Here is a 16,929-nt window from a genome sequence, read left to right as displayed (position 1 = left end):
GAAAGATATCGTGCTTTACATAGAGGTATTCATTAAAAATTATGTAGAGGATTGGTAGTTATTACTTGAAGTCGTTGCTCAAAAATAGCATTTATCATTTAGGACGTAATCTTTTGTATGGTCCTGACTGTGTAGTCCTAAAAGTATGTAGTTATAAAAATAAACGATGAAACTTTAAAGGTGCTTATATGAACCGTCCTGATAATCGCTCTCCTGTTGATAACCGTTCGACTAACACACAAGCGAAAAAACCCATTGCTTTGATGTCGTGGCTGGTGTTACTTATTGGGTTGGTCGCCATCGTTTTTGCTATTTATACTGCGCAAAATATAACTGAAGAAGCGCCGATAGAGACCATCACTCGTGAGGGTGTGGTCACGAAGATTCAGCAGCTCAATCGCCTACAAACGGTCGCCTTTAGCGTAGATACTGTCATCACAAGCCAGCGTCCAGGGAGCTGGATGAAGTTATGGCAAGATGAGCAAAAGGGCTTGTTTATCGCCCGTGGTCGCGTAGAGGCAGGGATTGATCTGAGTGCATTGACGCCTGGAATGGTGCAAGTGATACCACCTACTACAGCGCAAATTAATGCCAGACTAGAGGAGGCGCAGGAAGGCGATAATAATACATCAGCTACTCCGGCTTCTATAATGCCGCAGATTAATATTACTTTGCCGCCTTCAGAGATATTTTCAGTCTATTTGGATGATATCGAGATTTATGATTGGCAGACAGGGGCTTTTGGCATGATGCAAGTGGATCCTAAGATATTTGACCAAGCTCAAAGCATGGCGAAAAAAGAAGTGCTTGAACGTGCCTGCCGTGGTGATGTCATGAATATGGCATTACAGAACGCCCAGACGCAGTTGCAGCAACTGTTTGCGTTGACAGGTGCAATTGTGACGGTTACTACTCAAGGTGCAGGCGCGTGTCAATTGCCAGTAAGTACGTCGTAGATTTTGAGACCTAAATGCTTATTGAGGGCTCTAATCAGGGCGTCTCTTCATTTTTAGCCCACTTAGTCGCTTCCATTCAGATTGAGGACACACCCTAATATTTTTAGTTTAAAATTATCGATAACCACGCTATTATAGTGGTATATAATGAATTTATTCTAAAAAAAGAATAAAGTACTGCTGAAACCAATTTTTCAAAGCCTACGTCTAAATGATGACACGCCCTAGAAAAATTTATACCAGTCTTATAAATATTGATGATAAGAAAACTCATATAATATAAGAGGTGATGCATATGACAATTTTCAATAATCAACCTGCTACTAATGATAAGCGCGATAAATCGAATAAAAACCTCAAGCTGACAGAAAGACTTCCGTTTGCGACATGGATATTGTTAATTATCAGCTTCACCTTATTAGCATTTGCTTTATATAGCATTCTAATAAAAACATTAGAGACGCCAAATAACACTCACAATGTTGATGTTCCCGAAAGCACTATGACGGAAGTTAAGTAGCGAAGCGGTTAGTCAGTCATGTGTTTTTTAGCCAATAGACCTTATTCTATGAATATTCGTCTCCCTATGATGCCGTGCTTCATTATTTTTTAAATTCAGCAATCGCCAGTTGCCGTACTGCTTTGTGTTCGACCATTGGTGCGGGGTAATCTACCTTCCCAAACATATCGTCGGTGTTGATAGCTTTACGTATTTTGTCTTCGCTATGTAAGGTGCTGGCAGGCATATCCTTTAATTCAGGTAACCACTCCTTTATAAATTCCCCATCAGGGTCATGCGTTTTGGCTTGGCTAAAGGGATTCATAATACGGAAGTAGGGTGCAGAGTCCGTACCGGTCGAGGCGCTCCATTGCCAGCCGCCATTATTAGAAGCAAAGTCGCCGTCTATCAGCTGCTGCATGAAATAGCGCTCGCCCCACCGCCAATCAATCAATAAGTCTTTGGTCAAAAACATCGCGGTGACCATGCGCAAGCGATTGTGCATAAACCCCGTGGCATTTAAGCACCGCATCGCGGCATCGACTAAGGGCACACCAGTCCTGCCCGTACACCACGCATCAAAATCATCCTCATTGTATGACCAATTAATCTTAATATCGGTCTCGTGTTTATAAGCCTGATGCTGAATAAGCTTTGGTTTATCCGCTAATACATGACGATAAAAGTCTCGCCACGCCAGCTCACTGATCCAGCGGTTAATATCTTCATTGTCGCCATCATTACCATGCAGTTGTTCTTGTGCTTTAGCCGCTTGCAAGTAGCAAAGTCTGGGACTGATGACCCCAATCGTCAGATATGCTGACAACTGGCTGGTGGCGTGCAAGCTTGGTACATCGCGGCTCACATCGTAGTTATGAATGTCATCCGCAACGAATTGATCTAAGCGGTGACAAGCCGCCACTTCTCCAGCAGGATAGGCGTCACGTGCGTTAGTAAGCTGTGCCTCACTATCAATATGACTGAGCTGGGTATTATCTGCTAATGACTGTTGGTAGTCTTCAACCACTTTTTGGCTTAACGCTTCTATCGCGTCAACGGTGTTTGCTGCCTTTTTTGAGATTTTCAAAGCAGCCTTGTTGCTATCGATAGCTAAAGCTTTATGCATTTGTATGTTGCTAACTTCCAAGGTATGCCGCCACTTTTTATAAAATGGGGTAAATACCTGATACATACTATCGTCATTGGTGGTGATGCTTTTCGGTGGTAAAATGCATTGATCATGCCAGCGTATAAACTCGATGTCATTTTTTGCAAGCAGCTTATTCACTTGTTCATCGCGTTCAATCTCATTGCCCTCGTATTCATGATTGGCCATGACGCCGCTAATATTATTGGCTGCACATAAGGCGCTTAATGAATCCGCACAATCAGAGAAACTATCGCAAACTTGTACATGCAAGGTGATATTTAATTGTTTGTGCAAGTCATTTGTCAATATAGGCAAGGTACGGGCGATATGATCAAGTTGAACCAATGACATATCGTGCGTTTGCCATTGCTCAGGCGTGAGGAAAAATACAGCGCTTACTGATGCGTCATTATCATGGGCACGCTCACAAAGCGCTGCTAAAGCGGTGTTGTCATGTAGGCGTAGATCACGGCGAAACCACATCAAATAATGGGCGGGGCTATTGCTGGTATTATCATTGTTATTGTCAGTGTTGTTATCAATGGTATTGGTAGTTGCCGACGCAGTGTTAGACATTAAGTATCCTCATATTAATCAATCGCAATCATAAACAAAACTATGAATAAAAGTATGCTAGGATAAGTTTTTGGATGCAATTGATTTACTCATTGAGTAACAAATCCTCATCATTTTATGCTCAATCGCTATGACAGCCAATCTATGGCTGCTGTATTTTAAGGTCACACCATGCACGTGAAGTTTTGCGGGTTTACCGACGTAGCTGATATTCATACTGCCACCCAATTGGGTGTAGATGCGGTCGGCTTGGTATTCTATCCGCCCAGTCCACGCGCTGTGACCATGGAACAAGCCAAAACCTTAATCACTGCCGTTCCTGCCTTTGTCAGCGTCGTCGCCTTGGTGGTTAATATGTCACACGAAGCGCTGGTTGAACTGGCGGACAATGTCGCATTTGATATCATTCAATTCCACGGTGATGAAAGCCCTGAGCAATGCCAACAATTGGCAAACGCGGTCAATAAACGCTGGATAAAAGCCTTACGTATCAATGCGGAGCAAGACACCCTTGCTAGCGTGAGCGCGTGTATTGATAGCTTTGCAGCGGCAGGGGCGAGTAGTATTTTGCTCGATGCCTATCATCAGCATAAATATGGCGGTACAGGTGCGCGCTTTGATTGGAGCCTTATCCCACATAATAACTCGTTACCGATTGTCTTAGCGGGCGGTCTTGATGCCCAAAACGTCGCTGCGACGACAACGCTACCCATTTATGCCGTTGATGTCAGCGGTGGCATCGAGGCAGCTAAAGGTAAAAAAGATGCTGCCAAAATGCGCGCCTTTATGAAAGCGGTCAAACGCGATCGATGGCAAAGCGTGACGGTCACTGACGCCATCTAAGCGATTCATAAAGCACCTTTATCCTTATTTGGTCGTTATTCCGATTTTCTGCTCAAATCTTATTTTTTCGTTCTCCACTATTTATATTAAAAAATACCACTTATTACAGTAGGAATTATCATGAGTCATGTCGCTAACAAAGATTTATCAGCCACGGCACAAGCCGTCAATACTTTTACCAATCCAACTGATGTGCAAGACTTCAATCAGTATCCCGATGCCCGTGGGCACTTTGGTGTGCATGGCGGTCGTTTTGTCTCTGAAACCTTGATGGCAGCACTAGAAGAGCTAGAAGCGTTATATACCAAAGTCAAAGCCGATCCTGCATTCTGGGAAGAGTATCACAACGATTTGGTCAATTATGTCGGTCGTCCAACACCCCTTTATCATGCCAAACGTCTCAGTGACGAGATTGGCGGCGCGCAAATTTACTTTAAGCGTGAAGACCTTAACCATACTGGTGCGCATAAGGTAAATAATACCATCGGACAAGCCTTGCTTGCCAAAATGAGCGGCAAGCAACGTATCATCGCTGAGACGGGCGCAGGGCAACATGGCGTAGCGACGGCGACGATTGCCGCACGTTTAGGGTTAGAATGTATCGTCTATATGGGTGCCGACGATGTTGAGCGTCAAAAAATGAACGTCTATCGTATGCGCTTGCTTGGTGCGACGGTGGTGCCAGTCACTTCTGGCTCACGTACCCTTAAAGATGCGATGAATGAAGCGATGCGTGATTGGGTCACCAATGTCGATAGCACTTATTACATTATTGGTACGGTCGCTGGCCCGCATCCTTATCCTCTACTCGTGCGTGATTTCCAAGCGATTATCGGTAAAGAAGCGCGCATTCAGCATTTGCAAATGACTGGCAAATTACCAGACGCCCTAGTCGCCTGTGTCGGTGGTGGCTCAAATGCGATTGGTCTGTTCTTTGACTTCTTAAATGATACCGATGTCAAAATGTATGGCGTCGAAGCGACGGGTGATGGCATCGAAACGGGTCGTCATTCAGCGCCACTAGCTGCTGGTCGTATCGGCGTATTACACGGCAATCGTACTTATCTCATGGCAGACGATGACGGGCAGATTCAAGAAACCCATTCAATCTCAGCGGGTCTTGATTATCCGGGCGTTGGCCCTGAACACAGCTTCCTAAAAGACATGAAGCGCGTTGAATATGTGGGCTGTACCGATAAAGAGTCGTTAGAAGGCTTTCATGAAGTGACGCGCAAAGAAGGTATCATCCCAGCACTTGAATCTGCGCATGCCGTCGCTTATGCATTGAAGCTAGCTAAAACGATGACGCCTGATCAAACGATTATCGTCAATATGTCGGGTCGTGGTGATAAAGATTTGCACTCAGTAATGAAAGCAGAAGGGATTGAGCTTTAGATTACTACGATTTTAGAGTTCCTATCATTCGAATCTACTTTAGTTCCATTATTAACTTGAGAGTTATCTGATGTTGAGGGTACGGTGAATCATAATTTATTTGAGCTAAATAGCTTTCCAGATAAGCTAACACTTAGCCTGCCCTTGAGCATTAATACGCTACTGCCTAAGAAAGAACTAAAGTTTTTTCAAAGTGAAAAGTTTGTTGATAGTATGCAACTAGCTTTGCTCTCGGTAGCGATCGGCTTTATTTTGTATCTAGCAGAGAAGTTCTTAGGTAGTAATGATTTATTAAAATTTCAATCCATTTTTGTTATATGTAGTATGTTCATGTTATGGCACATATTTTCTCATTACTTAGCATTTCGTAAAGAAAAAGGCCAAAACTTACCTAGTAAATATGTGGCAAAAAATATTGATTGGCATTTAGAACCTATTCTGTCTATTACCTCTGATAAATTAAGAGTCCTCTCAAATAGTCGCCGTAAAGAGAAAGTGATTTGTTTTGATAATATAGATGAAATTGTTTATAACATTGAAAAAGATGATAGTGGTATTTCAGTACTCTACAAGCCTAATACCAGTGAAAGGTTCGAGGATAATATTATTCCTGACTCACTTGATGGGGATGGGTTATCAGAATTTGTACTATTAAAGTCAACGCTTGGAAGTTATGTTTTAAACGATAATTTAGACAATCATTATCAGATTCATAGAATACAAGTAGCGTTATTATTAACTCATATACTCTATAACCGTACCGAACAGCTAAATATCGACTGGTAAGGTTATTAGGTTATTAGGTTATTAGGTTATTAGGTTATTAGGTTATTAGTAGAGAGACTATGTGTGTTACGCGACTCAATAATAAAAGATTAACTTTAAATTAATTAAGAGAACACTATGACCCGAATTGAAAGTACTTTTAAAACGTTAAAAGCACAAAATAAAAAAGCCCTTATTCCTTATGTAATGGCAGGCGATCCCAATCCAGAGACGACAGTAGGCCTGCTTCATGACTTAGTGAAGCATGGTGCAGATATGATCGAATTGGGCTTACCTTTCTCTGATCCAATGGCTGACGGTCCAGTCGTTGCCTTGGCAGGCGAGCGTGCATTAGCCGCAGGTACCAGTACACGCGATGCATTAAAAATGGTCGCTGAGTTTCGTCAAACAGATACGCAAACGCCAATCATTTTGATGGGTTATCTCAATCCTGTTGAAATCATTGGTTATGATAACTTTGTTGCGCTGTGTGAGCAGTCTGGCGTCGATGGTATCTTGATGGTTGATTTGCCACCAGCAGAGGCGGGTAGCTTTACCCAGCATTTGACTGACAACTCGATAAATGAGATTTTCTTACTATCACCAACCACTTTGCCTGAGCGCCGTAAGCAAGTACTAACCCATTGTGGCGGTTATATCTATTATGTGTCATTGAAAGGCGTGACAGGTTCAGCAACGCTAGATACAGCTGCTGTGGCGACCCAAGTACAAGCCATTAAAGCCGCGACAGACCTTCCAGTATGTGTCGGGTTTGGTATCCGTGATGGGGCTTCTGCAAAAGCGATTGGTACTTATGCGGATGGTGTCATCGTTGGCAGTGCGTTGGTACAGAATTTTGCTGATATAGACGCGAGCGATGCTACAGCTGTTGCGGCGGCTCAGCAAAAAATCATGGCTAAGATGGACGAGTTACGCAGCGCGTTGGATAGCTTGAGCGTTTAGATTTATATAGTCATTGCCTTATATGGCGATCGCTATAGAAATCATCGATATAGCAGAATGGGTCGCGTTTGCTGATGGCAGGCGACTCATTAGCACTCATCATCGACATTATATAAGTTCCGCTGTATGAACCTGAGAAATAGTCTATAGCGTAGCCACGTTGATTTACGGTTTATAAAGACTTAATATTTATAAGCACTTAATATTTATGAGCGCTTAATATTTATGAGCGCTTAGTATTTATAAACACAAGATCAAATGACTTTGCTAAATTTAGTTTACGAGTGTAAACTAATATAATTATGATAGTGGTTTTTAAAATAGCATTTGTTGATACTCCTATCGCTGATCTTTATCCATAAGTACGATAGACTGCGATATGGATATGTAAACGTGTCCCATAACTGCTCATGTTATGCTGGTATCTGACACTTTGTTTAGACAACCATTAAACTCTCAAGGACAAGGGAATGAGCCAACTTGTCGATAAGCCTTTGATGATGGCAAATAATATGACTGATACAATAACAAAACCTGATATGACTAATCCTAATAATACTGAAAAAAACAACGTCGAGCCGAACGGTAACACCGCTGGGCAATCGTGGTTTAATCGCTCGGTACCAGGTATCAAGCAGCAATTGACGGCGCCTTTGACAGCAGTAGAGACCGAACCGTCAACCAAGTGCAGTAATTGCCATTCGATGATTACCAACACGGCACTGATTTTTAACTGCTATGTATGCCCGCATTGTGATCATCATTTACCGATGAGTGCTCGCGAGCGTTTGCATTGGATATTGGATCAAGTAGATGGTGAGCTTGGGCAAGAATTTACGGCAAAAGATCCGCTGAGATTCGTCGATAGTAAGTCATATCCAAAGCGTATGAGTGAAGCACAAGAAAAAACGGGCGAATCTGAAGCGCTGATTGTCATGTATGGTAAGCTGCGTAATCTTGACGTCGTCGCTTGTGCTTTTGATTTCCGCTTTATGGGCGGCTCGATGGGGTCAGTCGTCGGCGATCGATTTGTCCAAGCGGCAGAAAAAGCCCTTGAAGATAAAGTACCTCTAGTTTGCTTTGCAGCCTCAGGCGGTGCGCGTATGCAAGAGGGGCTGTTGTCTTTGATGCAGATGGCTCGTACCGCAGCGGCAATTGAACGCTTAAGAATTGCTGGCGTGCCGTATATCGTCGTGCTGACCAATCCCGTTTATGGCGGTGTGACTGCATCGCTCGCTATGCTCGGTGATATTCATCTGGCAGAACCAAAAGCCATGATTGGCTTTGCTGGCAAGCGCGTGATTGAGCAAACCGTCCGTGAGACATTAGAAGAACCATTCCAGCGTGCCGAGTTCTTGTTAGAGCATGGCGTGGTCGATGAAGTGGTACATCGTCATCAGCTTATCGATACCATTTATCGCTTGCTGGCGAAGTTATGTGGCGTTCCTAATGTCAATGCTTAGCACCAAATAAACAGCGGATTAAGTTTATAAGTTTTATAACTGCTTAGCAGCGTGTTAATATCTCTAAAATATGCAAAACTCCTTAATAGCATTTATCGTCATATAACGGTAAATGCTATTTTTGGTTTTAGTTAGCAGATACACGGTTTTTATTTTCATAAAATTATATATAGGTTTGCGCCATGTCTGATTCTCAAGCTTCTAATCCCGCTAGCCCCAATGATAAAGCCGACTTAACGGAATGGCTTGATTATATGCAGCAGATACACGTCTCAGCGATAGATATGGGCTTGTCGCGCGTGTTGCCAGTCGCTGAAGCACTGGGTGTGGTACAGTCAGCGAAAGATGATGCTTATGTATTTACCGTGGCAGGCACCAATGGTAAAGGCTCAACGACGGCAGTGATTGCACAGATGTGCCAAGCAGCAGGTTACAAAACTGCTCTCTATCAATCACCGCATCTCAGCGCCTTTAACGAGCGGGTACGCATTAATGGCGAAATGGTCAGCGATGAGACATTAATCAACGCTTTTAACAAAGTAGAAGCAGCACGGTTACAGTGCGCTTTGACGTTGTCGTTTTTTGAGATGACGACATTGGCTGCTTTATTGATATTTGCCGAAGCCGATTGTGATGTATGGGTATTAGAAGTGGGACTCGGTGGGCGCTTAGATGTCGTCAATATTATCGACCCTGACATGGCGGTGATTACCAATATTGGTATCGATCATGTCGATTGGCTTGGTGACAATGTCGAAGATATTGGTCGCGAAAAAGCAGGAATCTTACGCAATGATATTTCCCTGATTTACGGCGCTACCGACATGCCAACCAGTGTGCGACAGGCTATCGATAAGAATCAAGCAACTTGTTATCAAGTAGGGCAAGACTTCCATTATCGCGAGATCGACGCAATTACTTGGCAATATAGCAATGCCGCTGTTACTCTACAGTTGCCACGACCAGCACTGTCATTGACCAATACTGCCAATGCCTTATCAGCAGTGTTAGCCAGTTCATTAGCTGTCGATACTGCTGCTATTGAGCAGGCGCTACAGACCGTTAAATTGGCAGGTCGCTTTGATTATAGAGAGTTAGAGAATCGTCACTGGCTATTTGATGTGGCACATAACGAGCAAGGGGTTGAGTTTTTATTAGCGCAATTATCACCGCTCTGGCAGCAGCATGTGGCGAAGCAAAATAATGATGAACAAACTGATAGCACACCTGCAACCATTAAAATGCTATTTTCCATGCTGGCGGATAAAGATATCGACAAGGTCGTGCAGCGTTTGACCAAATCAGGCTTGCCGATTAGCGATTGGTTCATCGCTGAAATTGATTATCCACGCGCGGCAAGTACTCAGCAGTTGCAAAGCATCTTAAGCAACTATGTGGATAGTGAGCAGATACATGAGTTTAAACGTTTATCAGAAGCGACGCAGGCCGTTATAAATGGCAGTCAACCACAAGATCTTATTGTCGTTTGTGGCTCCTTCCATACTATTGGTGAGGCATTGGCGGCACTTGAAAAATGAGAAATTAAGTGAAAATATGACGGGTTTAATGTTAATCTTAACAGCAGCGTGAGAGCAGACAGCATAAAAAATATACTTTATAATCAAAGAGCTTTTGCAAACAAAGATACTTTTTATAAGGTATTTTATAAAGTGCTTTATAAAAAGTACTTTTATAAAGAATAGCTTTCATAAAAAAGTGCTGTTATAAATATGACATAATCTTTGAGAGAGGATGGCAGTAACTGGCGGCAGTGGCTATTTATCAAGACGACTGGTAGGATATTAGCTGATAGGGTTTTAACAATAACCGCGCTGACCAATCAACCTTATTACCAACTAAGAGACGTAAACGGATGAACTTTTCGAGACAAGCCTTATTGGGCATTGGGATGATTATTGGCGGTAGCGTGATGCTATATGCCATGGTGCAACAAATCGGTGACGGTAATACATCCGAGCCAGCGACGGCAATGGTCGATAAGCCAAGTGCCGAGCAAGAGGCGCCGCAGCCACTGACCACTGACATCGACACTGAAAAGCGTATCCTGGCGCAAAAGCAAAAAGAACGTGCTGCGCGGGTAGCTGAGCAAGAAAAACGGGCGCAGCAGTTTTTGACGGAGCAAGAGACTGCGGAGGCGCAAGCCTTGGCAAAATCGCGTGCGGAAAATCAGCAGTATATAGCCAATAGTGCACCAATTGCCGACGATGACGACAGTTCAGAAGCTGCAAAAGATGTGGAAAAAAGTGTCAAAAGCAAGGAAGTGCAAGATGCTCAGAAATTAGTTAAAGCAGCCGATGATGCATTGAAAGAGGCTAAAGCAAAAAAGCAGGCAGATGCTGAAAAGCAACAAATGGAAGCAAAACAAGAAAAAGCCGATGCTGAAAAACTAGTAGAAAGTAGAAAAGAGGCAGAAGCAAAGAGTCAGGCAGCAGCTGAGAGGAAAAAAGAGACAGCGGAAATGGCTAAAAATGAGCCACCAAAATCGCCTTCTGACTATCAAGTAAAAAGAGGTGATGGGCTGATAAAACTGGCGCGGCAATACAACATGCCCGTAGAAGTCTTGGCACAAGCGAATAACCTTTCGCCATCGACATCGCTACAACTGGGTCAGAGTATTACCATTCCATCGCGTAAGCAGGTGGATCGTTTAGCACGTGAAGCAGTAGCAGCTGAACAGGCTCGTGAAGAAAAACGCAAAAAAGAAGACGCGCTCGCAAAAAAATCGGCTGATGCCAAACGCGACGCTCAGCAAAAACTCAGTGAAGCCCGTAAAGAAGTCAAAGAAACCGATGCCAAAGGCAGCTTTGGGGTACAAGTTGCCTTGGCGAATGACCAAGCTAAAGCCGATGAGCTGGCCAAAAAATTCAAATCAGCAGGCTATCAAGTGAAGACCAGCGCTACCAGTCGCGGCGTCCGAGTCGTCGTCGGTCCTGAGCGTGGCAAAGTCGCGGCCTTGGCACTAAAAGACAAAATCAATAGCGATCCCAAAGTAAATACGACGAGCGCTTGGGTGCTTTACTGGCGTTAAGATAGAGGCTCGTCTACTATCATTAAATGATTACATCTGAATAGACGAGACATTTTCCAAGATATTGGTTGGGTCTTTATTCACTTCCTATCAAAACACGACAGTTACTGTCGTGTTTTTTGCTTTATAGATTGCCGAGTGGCGCATCCTTAGTTAAGATGAGCGCCATTTTTATTATCTCTTTTTGTATAACCTGTCAGCCTATAAAGGTTGCCCTGCTGTGATCGGCCCGTCATGGATTCAGTGCGAATGATGACACTCAGCCAATCACTTTCATATTGTATAAGGTAAAACCATGTCATTTGGCGTTATATTTTTAATATTGGCTGTTGGGTTTTTAGGGCTGATTACCGTACCAAAGCTATTGAAAAAACCCCCAGTCGTTGAGCCTGATCCAAAGCCAGTACGCGGCGATGAGCTGGCTATTTGGCCATTTGCACCGATGCCCATCATGACCGATACCGAGGTAATATTTTTTAATAAGTTAAAAAATGCATTGCCGGAATATCATATATTTGTCCAAGTTCAGCTGTCACGCATCATCGAAGCCAATAGTGATGAGACCTCTGAGCGTAGCTTTTGGTTCAATCGTATCTGCCGTCAAAGCGTGGATTATGTGATCGTGGATGTCGATGCTCAGACTACATTAGTCGCTATAGAGCTTGATGATTGGACGCATAGTAGCAAAGCACGTCAAAAAGCAGACGATAAAAAAGACAAAGCTCTAGCCAGTGCAGGCATTGCTATGGTTCGCTTTCACGCTGAGCGCATGCCCAGTGCCGATATGCTCAGATATGAGCTGATGCAGGTGATTGAGAGTTATTGATAAAGTATCTTTGCTAGACAATCAAAGGTTACTAGGGCACGCCCTAAAAGAGCGGCATTTATTTTTTGTGTAACATTGCTGTTATATCAGATTACTTTATAGATAAGTTGTTTAAATAAGAGTATTATCATTTTATTTCAAAGCAAACTTAAGTTTTCTAAATTGATATGAGCGTTCTTTAACTATGTGAACTTCTTTTGCTTAGTTGGATCACGTTCTTGCTGTCTTGACTCTTTAAAACATCTCTATAAAGGACTGTGTAATGAAACTTTTTAAATTGACTGCATTAGCACTAGCCAGCACGTTAGCATTAGCAGGCTGTGGCGATGACAATGATAACAACACCTCTTCTGGTAATGGTAACAATACTCCAGAGGTTCCAATTAAACCGCCTGTTGATAATAGTTTGTCTGAGCTTGAGCAAGCAAAAGAGATGATTCGTACTGCCAAGCTGTTTGTCAGTGATAATAAAGCGGTTACAGATGCTTATGAAGATGTAAGTGATATCCTTACAGAAAAGCAAGATACACGACTTGGCTACACCTTCGATATCCCAAGTGATCTGAAATACTATATGGAAGAGGCTGATGTATCACAGCTCACAGCAGCTGATATTAATGCGCTGGCCAATGATGAAGAGTTTGAAACAGCACTAGGCAATATAGCCTTAACCCCAGAAAAAGGGTTTTTAGCGACGCTAAGTACTGACGGGAAGTTTACCTTAACTGGTAGCACCAAAGTCAATATCGAAGAATACGATTACGTATATAATCCGCAAACAGGTTTATATAACCCTGTTATTGATAACAAAGACGTTTTCACCGTAGTGTTTGATGGTTTTGAAGATGCGCTGACTTCTAATACCAGTACGACTAACTTCAATGGTAGCTTGGGTTTCAAAAGTATTAAAATTGGTACTGGTACGGACGCCGTTAGCCTCAGCTCAAATACTAAAGGGGCTACAGTCAGCGGTCAATTCAGTGATAAAGTCGTGGTCAATGATGAGTTTGATATCAATGACGCAAATAGAGAAGGTATTACTCTAGAAAAGGCTGTCATCAAATTAAGCAGTCTAAAGTTGACGGCTAACGATAGTGTAATCGAAGCAAAGGATTTCGAATTTGCTGCACTAGATGTCAGCAAAAAGCTGGCAGACAATAGCTTAGTGGTTAGAACCATTCCTTATAAACTTGCTATAACTGGCAAGATGACAAAGCAAAAACCTGAGACTGATGTAACGATTACCTTGAATGCTACTGCCAACGATGCTGATATAAAGAACTTCTTGATAGTGACTGACACAGGTAATGTGGAAGAGACCGCCAATAAATACATAGGTATGGAAATAGTGTTGGCGATTAAAGGCAAAGTAACCAAAGAGGGTGCAACGACGATTCCGCTGGATTTCCAAGCCAATCTTAAACGTACTGCTCGTAATATTATTGAGCTACAAGGCCTGACTGCTAGCGTAGAGGGTAAGAAGCTATTCGTAACAGGTAAGTCAAGCTTAGACAATAGCTATGATGTGGTTAGTACCCAGTTTACCGTTGAGCAAAATAAAGCGTCGATCAAGTTAAATGTCGATGCTAATGGTGACTTCATAAAAGATAACATGGGTAAGCTCGGCGATATCATGGTTAATGGTAAAGACTACGGTGATTTAATGGATAATGATGGCAAAGTTACGGCCAAATTCACTGATGACAGTTTAATTATTCTATAATCAAACCATGTGTCACATCGACTCTCAAACGTTGTTAGTAGCGATTGAGGTATAGCAACACAAAAAAGAGACAGCTTACTGTCTCTTTTTTATGCTCTCTAATAAACGTGAGAAATTTATGCCATATAACGTTTCAAGTCTCTATGGTTTTTTACCTAAAAGCTTAGCATCGTATCTATCCAGCCGTACAAAGTTAATCACTATGCCAGCGATTACCGCAATGATGGTATCCACCGCTGCTATTGCTGATATGCCAGCTACTAATACGAATCTTTATTTCGATCCCCAAGCGACAGGGTTGCTGGACAGTCATATTACTCGGTCAAATGCACAGATAGAGTGGAGTTTGATGGCAACGGCTCATAGTCCAACACAGCCTATCTCAGCATTTTTGGACGATTGGAATGCACCTTTAGATTCAGGAGATCATGCTTATGCCCAAGGTCGAACATCGCTTGAGATTCGTCCTGCGGGCAGTGCGATTAGCTACGGTCTAGGCTGGCGTTATGATTATTTAATGACGTTTAGCAAAGAGACTGCCGAAGTTTATTGGCAGTATGAAAATAAACAGCCTTCAAGTACCAGTCAAACTTATCCGTTATTTTTAGAAGCCAAGCACAACGAGAGGATCGGCGCTAATGTTGGCTTGACGCAGCAGCTCATGCCCAACTGGCAATTGACGACTCGTGCCAATCTCTGGCAAGGACTGCATGCACTAGAAGGTAAGATAGTTGGCGATTTGAGCACCAGAGTGTTACCAAATAATGAGGTGACAGATATACGAGACAGTTTGGATAAAACCAACGCTTATATAGATTATTACTATGATGAACCAGCCTTAGGGGAAGAAAACCTAAACTGGAATCCCGCGAAACCTTCAGGATATGGTTATTCGCTCGATTTGCAGCTCACAGGTCAGTTGTCTGATAGCACGCAATTGTCTCTGCGCGGCTACGATATCCTTGGACGCATGCATTGGAAAGACATGCCAAGCACTCGCTATGCGTTGGATTATGACGTCAACGGCAGACCTCTCTATACGATTGAAGGGCAGCTTAGAACTGACGATGTCACACAGACATTGCCATGGCGAGTTGAAGGTAGCCTTCAGCATCAGCTAGACAGTCAATGGCAGCTCGGTCTACATGGTCAAGTGAATGACATTCAAGACTTGTATCAATTATCCGCAGGCTACCAAACGTCCAATGATGCTTTTCCCATTACGGTGACGGGCTTAATAGAGCCGCAGACGCAAGCACTGGGTCTCGCTGTAGACAGTCGCTATGCTGGCATAAAATTGCTGACTGACAGTCTCGACTCAGACAAAGCCAAACGCAGTGAGATTAGCTTGTATGGACGCTATGCTTGGTAGCTTCATTGCATTGCATTAATAAAACAGATGGCTAAAGCGTCCATATATATGTCTATGTAATGTCGATGGACGTTACTAAAATTTATCATCTGTCTCATCATGCTGCTTCGGGTAAATGACGATGGGTCTATCACCTTCAAAGTATAATCCTGTTTTTAAGATACCTTTTTCAGAATGGATAAGTGCCGACGGACGCCCATCATAGAACTCGCGCTTAGTAAACCATTCAATATAATGAGCAGCGCGCAAAGCTCTGATATCAAGCATCGCGAGAGTGCTCGTGTCGTACTTATCGCACCATTCGTGCATGGGAAAGCTTGGTACTAGCCAAGACGGATAGACGAAATTAATGATGTTCTTTGGTAAAAAGAACCGTCCTTTTATAACACCATAACGCTTGTCGATTTTGACTTGTCCATGACTTTCGGTATCTACCCATACCGTGCGAAACTGCTTGGTTTGCATATGGGTCATTTTGCGCTGCAAATTGTCATTAGAGTTAATCCCCACCCAATTCTCCGGCTCAAATGGCGCTGATCCCATAAAAAACTTAATCGCCAGCTCCCAATGCTCGACCAGATTTTCCGCATGGTTATACAATATCAAATCCAGCTCACCAGTCGTCTGTTTGCCATTATAGAGCTGCACATTATTAGCCAATGTCTCATACGGATGTAGTTCGCGCGCAAATCCATCCTCTAACCAAAATGACAGCAACCCTTCAAAGTGAAACCCCAGTCGATTGGGACTTGGGCGCTTGAGTAAATAACGGGTCAGCGCTTGGTAGTCATTAGTGGTATCCAGCTCTGTTAATCGCTGCTCATACGCCTCAAACTGTGCTTGCCAAAAGCTAGCGCTATGCACTGCAATAGCATGTGTATTCTCATGCGGTGCAAAATCTAGCCACTGTGTTAAGACGTTAGGACAAGCAAGCGCATAAGCCAAATCACGCACATAAGGTCGGCGGTAACGCTCCCAAGGGGCATCAGCTATAAGGTGGTTAGGTGTGGGCTGAGCGATAGGCTCGGACATAGGGTCAACCAGTGTAAAGGCATAGCATTTACCCTAACGGCTCGCTATATAAAAGTCTATAGGATACGAGTATCGGCTAGGGTAGTGCTTAGTTTTTTGACTTTAAAACATGATATTAATGTGATGGATATGAATACTGATATCAGGCGGTGATAGCAAGTAAGGCAATAGAATACCGAGTGCTGCTTTGAATAAAAATCGAAGCCAGTTTTTTGGTTTGGTAGTTTGGGTTTTAGGTGATTGTTGGTTTGAGTGGGTCATTTGTATAGCTCCATGTTATGCCACAATGATATTCGGCGGGTTACATGGGCTATCGT

15 protein-coding genes are annotated in these 16,929 nt (G+C 43.1%); 12 read left to right on the top strand and 3 right to left on the bottom strand.

All coding sequences use genetic code 11. The features are described 5' to 3' along the window. The first annotated feature begins 188 nt into the window (after positions 1-188). Both ACTQ9T_RS13270 and ACTQ9T_RS13265 read left to right on the top strand, forming a co-directional pair. Entirely contained in the window at positions 189-956 is a 768-nt protein-coding gene (locus ACTQ9T_RS13270; protein WP_201592946.1) for a DUF4230 domain-containing protein, read from the top strand. A gap of 295 nt (positions 957-1,251) precedes the next feature. Next, a complete protein-coding gene (locus ACTQ9T_RS13265; protein WP_010196611.1) occupies positions 1,252-1,476 on the top strand; it encodes a hypothetical protein in 225 nt (74 codons plus the stop codon). Between the two features lie 82 nt (positions 1,477-1,558). Here ACTQ9T_RS13265 and ACTQ9T_RS13260 read toward each other — a convergent pair whose 3' ends face one another. Continuing rightward, positions 1,559-3,181, bottom strand: a complete 1,623-nt coding sequence (locus tag ACTQ9T_RS13260; protein ID WP_440465367.1) for a cryptochrome/photolyase family protein — start codon at positions 3,179-3,181, stop codon at positions 1,559-1,561. Between the two features lie 171 nt (positions 3,182-3,352). Here ACTQ9T_RS13260 and ACTQ9T_RS13255 point away from each other — a divergent pair, with 171 nt between their 5' ends. The 10 genes from ACTQ9T_RS13255 (at position 3,353) to ACTQ9T_RS13210 (ending at position 15,580) form a co-directional block, all read left to right on the top strand. After that, positions 3,353-4,024, top strand: a complete 672-nt coding sequence (locus ACTQ9T_RS13255; RefSeq protein WP_440465366.1) for a phosphoribosylanthranilate isomerase — start codon at positions 3,353-3,355, stop codon at positions 4,022-4,024. Positions 4,025-4,216: 192 nt separating this feature from the next. Further along, positions 4,217-5,419, top strand: coding sequence for a tryptophan synthase subunit beta (gene trpB / locus ACTQ9T_RS13250; RefSeq protein WP_025652166.1), 1,203 nt, complete (start codon positions 4,217-4,219; stop codon positions 5,417-5,419). Positions 5,420-5,503: 84 nt separating this feature from the next. Continuing rightward, entirely contained in the window at positions 5,504-6,205 is a 702-nt protein-coding gene (locus tag ACTQ9T_RS13245; RefSeq protein WP_189586233.1) for a hypothetical protein, read from the top strand. A 117-nt stretch (positions 6,206-6,322) separates the two neighbouring features. Continuing rightward, positions 6,323-7,147 carry a tryptophan synthase subunit alpha gene (trpA, locus tag ACTQ9T_RS13240; RefSeq protein WP_440465365.1) on the top strand — a complete coding sequence of 275 codons (825 nt, stop codon included), beginning with the start codon at positions 6,323-6,325 and terminating at the stop codon, positions 7,145-7,147. Between the two features lie 500 nt (positions 7,148-7,647). Beyond that, positions 7,648-8,610 carry an acetyl-CoA carboxylase, carboxyltransferase subunit beta gene (gene accD / locus ACTQ9T_RS13235; RefSeq protein ID WP_440465377.1) on the top strand — a complete coding sequence of 321 codons (963 nt, stop codon included), beginning with the start codon at positions 7,648-7,650 and terminating at the stop codon, positions 8,608-8,610. A gap of 182 nt (positions 8,611-8,792) precedes the next feature. Further along, the gene (gene folC, locus ACTQ9T_RS13230) at positions 8,793-10,148 is read left to right on the top strand and encodes a bifunctional tetrahydrofolate synthase/dihydrofolate synthase (protein ID WP_440465364.1); all 1,356 of its coding nucleotides are present in this window, start codon (positions 8,793-8,795) and stop codon (positions 10,146-10,148) included. Positions 10,149-10,483: 335 nt separating this feature from the next. Continuing rightward, on the top strand, positions 10,484-11,659 hold the full coding sequence (locus tag ACTQ9T_RS13225; protein ID WP_440465363.1) for a LysM peptidoglycan-binding domain-containing protein: 1,176 nt from the start codon (positions 10,484-10,486) through the stop codon (positions 11,657-11,659). Between the two features lie 295 nt (positions 11,660-11,954). Next, the gene (locus tag ACTQ9T_RS13220) at positions 11,955-12,485 is read left to right on the top strand and encodes a DUF2726 domain-containing protein (RefSeq protein ID WP_194621033.1); all 531 of its coding nucleotides are present in this window, start codon (positions 11,955-11,957) and stop codon (positions 12,483-12,485) included. A gap of 262 nt (positions 12,486-12,747) precedes the next feature. After that, positions 12,748-14,208 (top strand): hypothetical protein, encoded by a 1,461-nt coding sequence (locus ACTQ9T_RS13215; protein ID WP_440465362.1) that lies wholly within the window; start codon positions 12,748-12,750, stop codon positions 14,206-14,208. Positions 14,209-14,326: 118 nt separating this feature from the next. Next, positions 14,327-15,580: a hypothetical protein gene (locus ACTQ9T_RS13210; RefSeq protein ID WP_440465361.1), complete on the top strand. Its 1,254-nt coding sequence runs from the start codon at positions 14,327-14,329 to the stop codon at positions 15,578-15,580. A gap of 75 nt (positions 15,581-15,655) precedes the next feature. Here the strand turns inward: ACTQ9T_RS13210 and ACTQ9T_RS13205 are convergent, their stop codons facing one another. Then, positions 15,656-16,612, bottom strand: coding sequence for a DUF1853 family protein (locus tag ACTQ9T_RS13205; protein WP_440465360.1), 957 nt, complete (start codon positions 16,610-16,612; stop codon positions 15,656-15,658). Between the two features lie 102 nt (positions 16,613-16,714). Next, positions 16,715-16,873, bottom strand: a complete 159-nt coding sequence (locus tag ACTQ9T_RS13200) for a hypothetical protein (protein ID WP_440465359.1) — start codon at positions 16,871-16,873, stop codon at positions 16,715-16,717. Between the last annotated feature and the right edge of the window lie 56 nt (positions 16,874-16,929).

Origin of the sequence: Psychrobacter sp. ASPA161_6, from assembly GCF_051970285.1 — a bacterium.
Lineage (GTDB): Bacteria > Pseudomonadota > Gammaproteobacteria > Pseudomonadales > Moraxellaceae > Psychrobacter > Psychrobacter glaciei.
This window is presented reverse-complemented; position numbering and strand designations above follow the sequence as displayed.

Bases quoted from the DNA above. Each gene is read 5' to 3' on its own strand.
- ACTQ9T_RS13210 (WP_440465361.1), top strand. From the start codon at position 14,327: ATGCCATATAACGTTTCAAGTCTCTATGGTTTTTTACCTAAAAGCTTA.
- ACTQ9T_RS13215 (WP_440465362.1), top strand. From the start codon at position 12,748: ATGAAACTTTTTAAATTGACTGCATTAGCACTAGCCAGCACGTTAGCA.
- ACTQ9T_RS13255 (WP_440465366.1), top strand. From the start codon at position 3,353: ATGCACGTGAAGTTTTGCGGGTTTACCGACGTAGCTGATATTCATACT.
- trpA (WP_440465365.1), top strand. From the start codon at position 6,323: ATGACCCGAATTGAAAGTACTTTTAAAACGTTAAAAGCACAAAATAAA.
- folC (WP_440465364.1), top strand. From the start codon at position 8,793: ATGTCTGATTCTCAAGCTTCTAATCCCGCTAGCCCCAATGATAAAGCC.
- ACTQ9T_RS13260 (WP_440465367.1), bottom strand. From the start codon at position 3,181: ATGTCTAACACTGCGTCGGCAACTACCAATACCATTGATAACAACACT.
- ACTQ9T_RS13200 (WP_440465359.1), bottom strand. From the start codon at position 16,873: ATGACCCACTCAAACCAACAATCACCTAAAACCCAAACTACCAAACCA.
- ACTQ9T_RS13225 (WP_440465363.1), top strand. From the start codon at position 10,484: ATGAACTTTTCGAGACAAGCCTTATTGGGCATTGGGATGATTATTGGC.
- ACTQ9T_RS13270 (WP_201592946.1), top strand. From the start codon at position 189: ATGAACCGTCCTGATAATCGCTCTCCTGTTGATAACCGTTCGACTAAC.
- ACTQ9T_RS13220 (WP_194621033.1), top strand. From the start codon at position 11,955: ATGTCATTTGGCGTTATATTTTTAATATTGGCTGTTGGGTTTTTAGGG.
- accD (WP_440465377.1), top strand. From the start codon at position 7,648: ATGGCAAATAATATGACTGATACAATAACAAAACCTGATATGACTAAT.
- ACTQ9T_RS13205 (WP_440465360.1), bottom strand. From the start codon at position 16,612: ATGTCCGAGCCTATCGCTCAGCCCACACCTAACCACCTTATAGCTGAT.
- ACTQ9T_RS13265 (WP_010196611.1), top strand. From the start codon at position 1,252: ATGACAATTTTCAATAATCAACCTGCTACTAATGATAAGCGCGATAAA.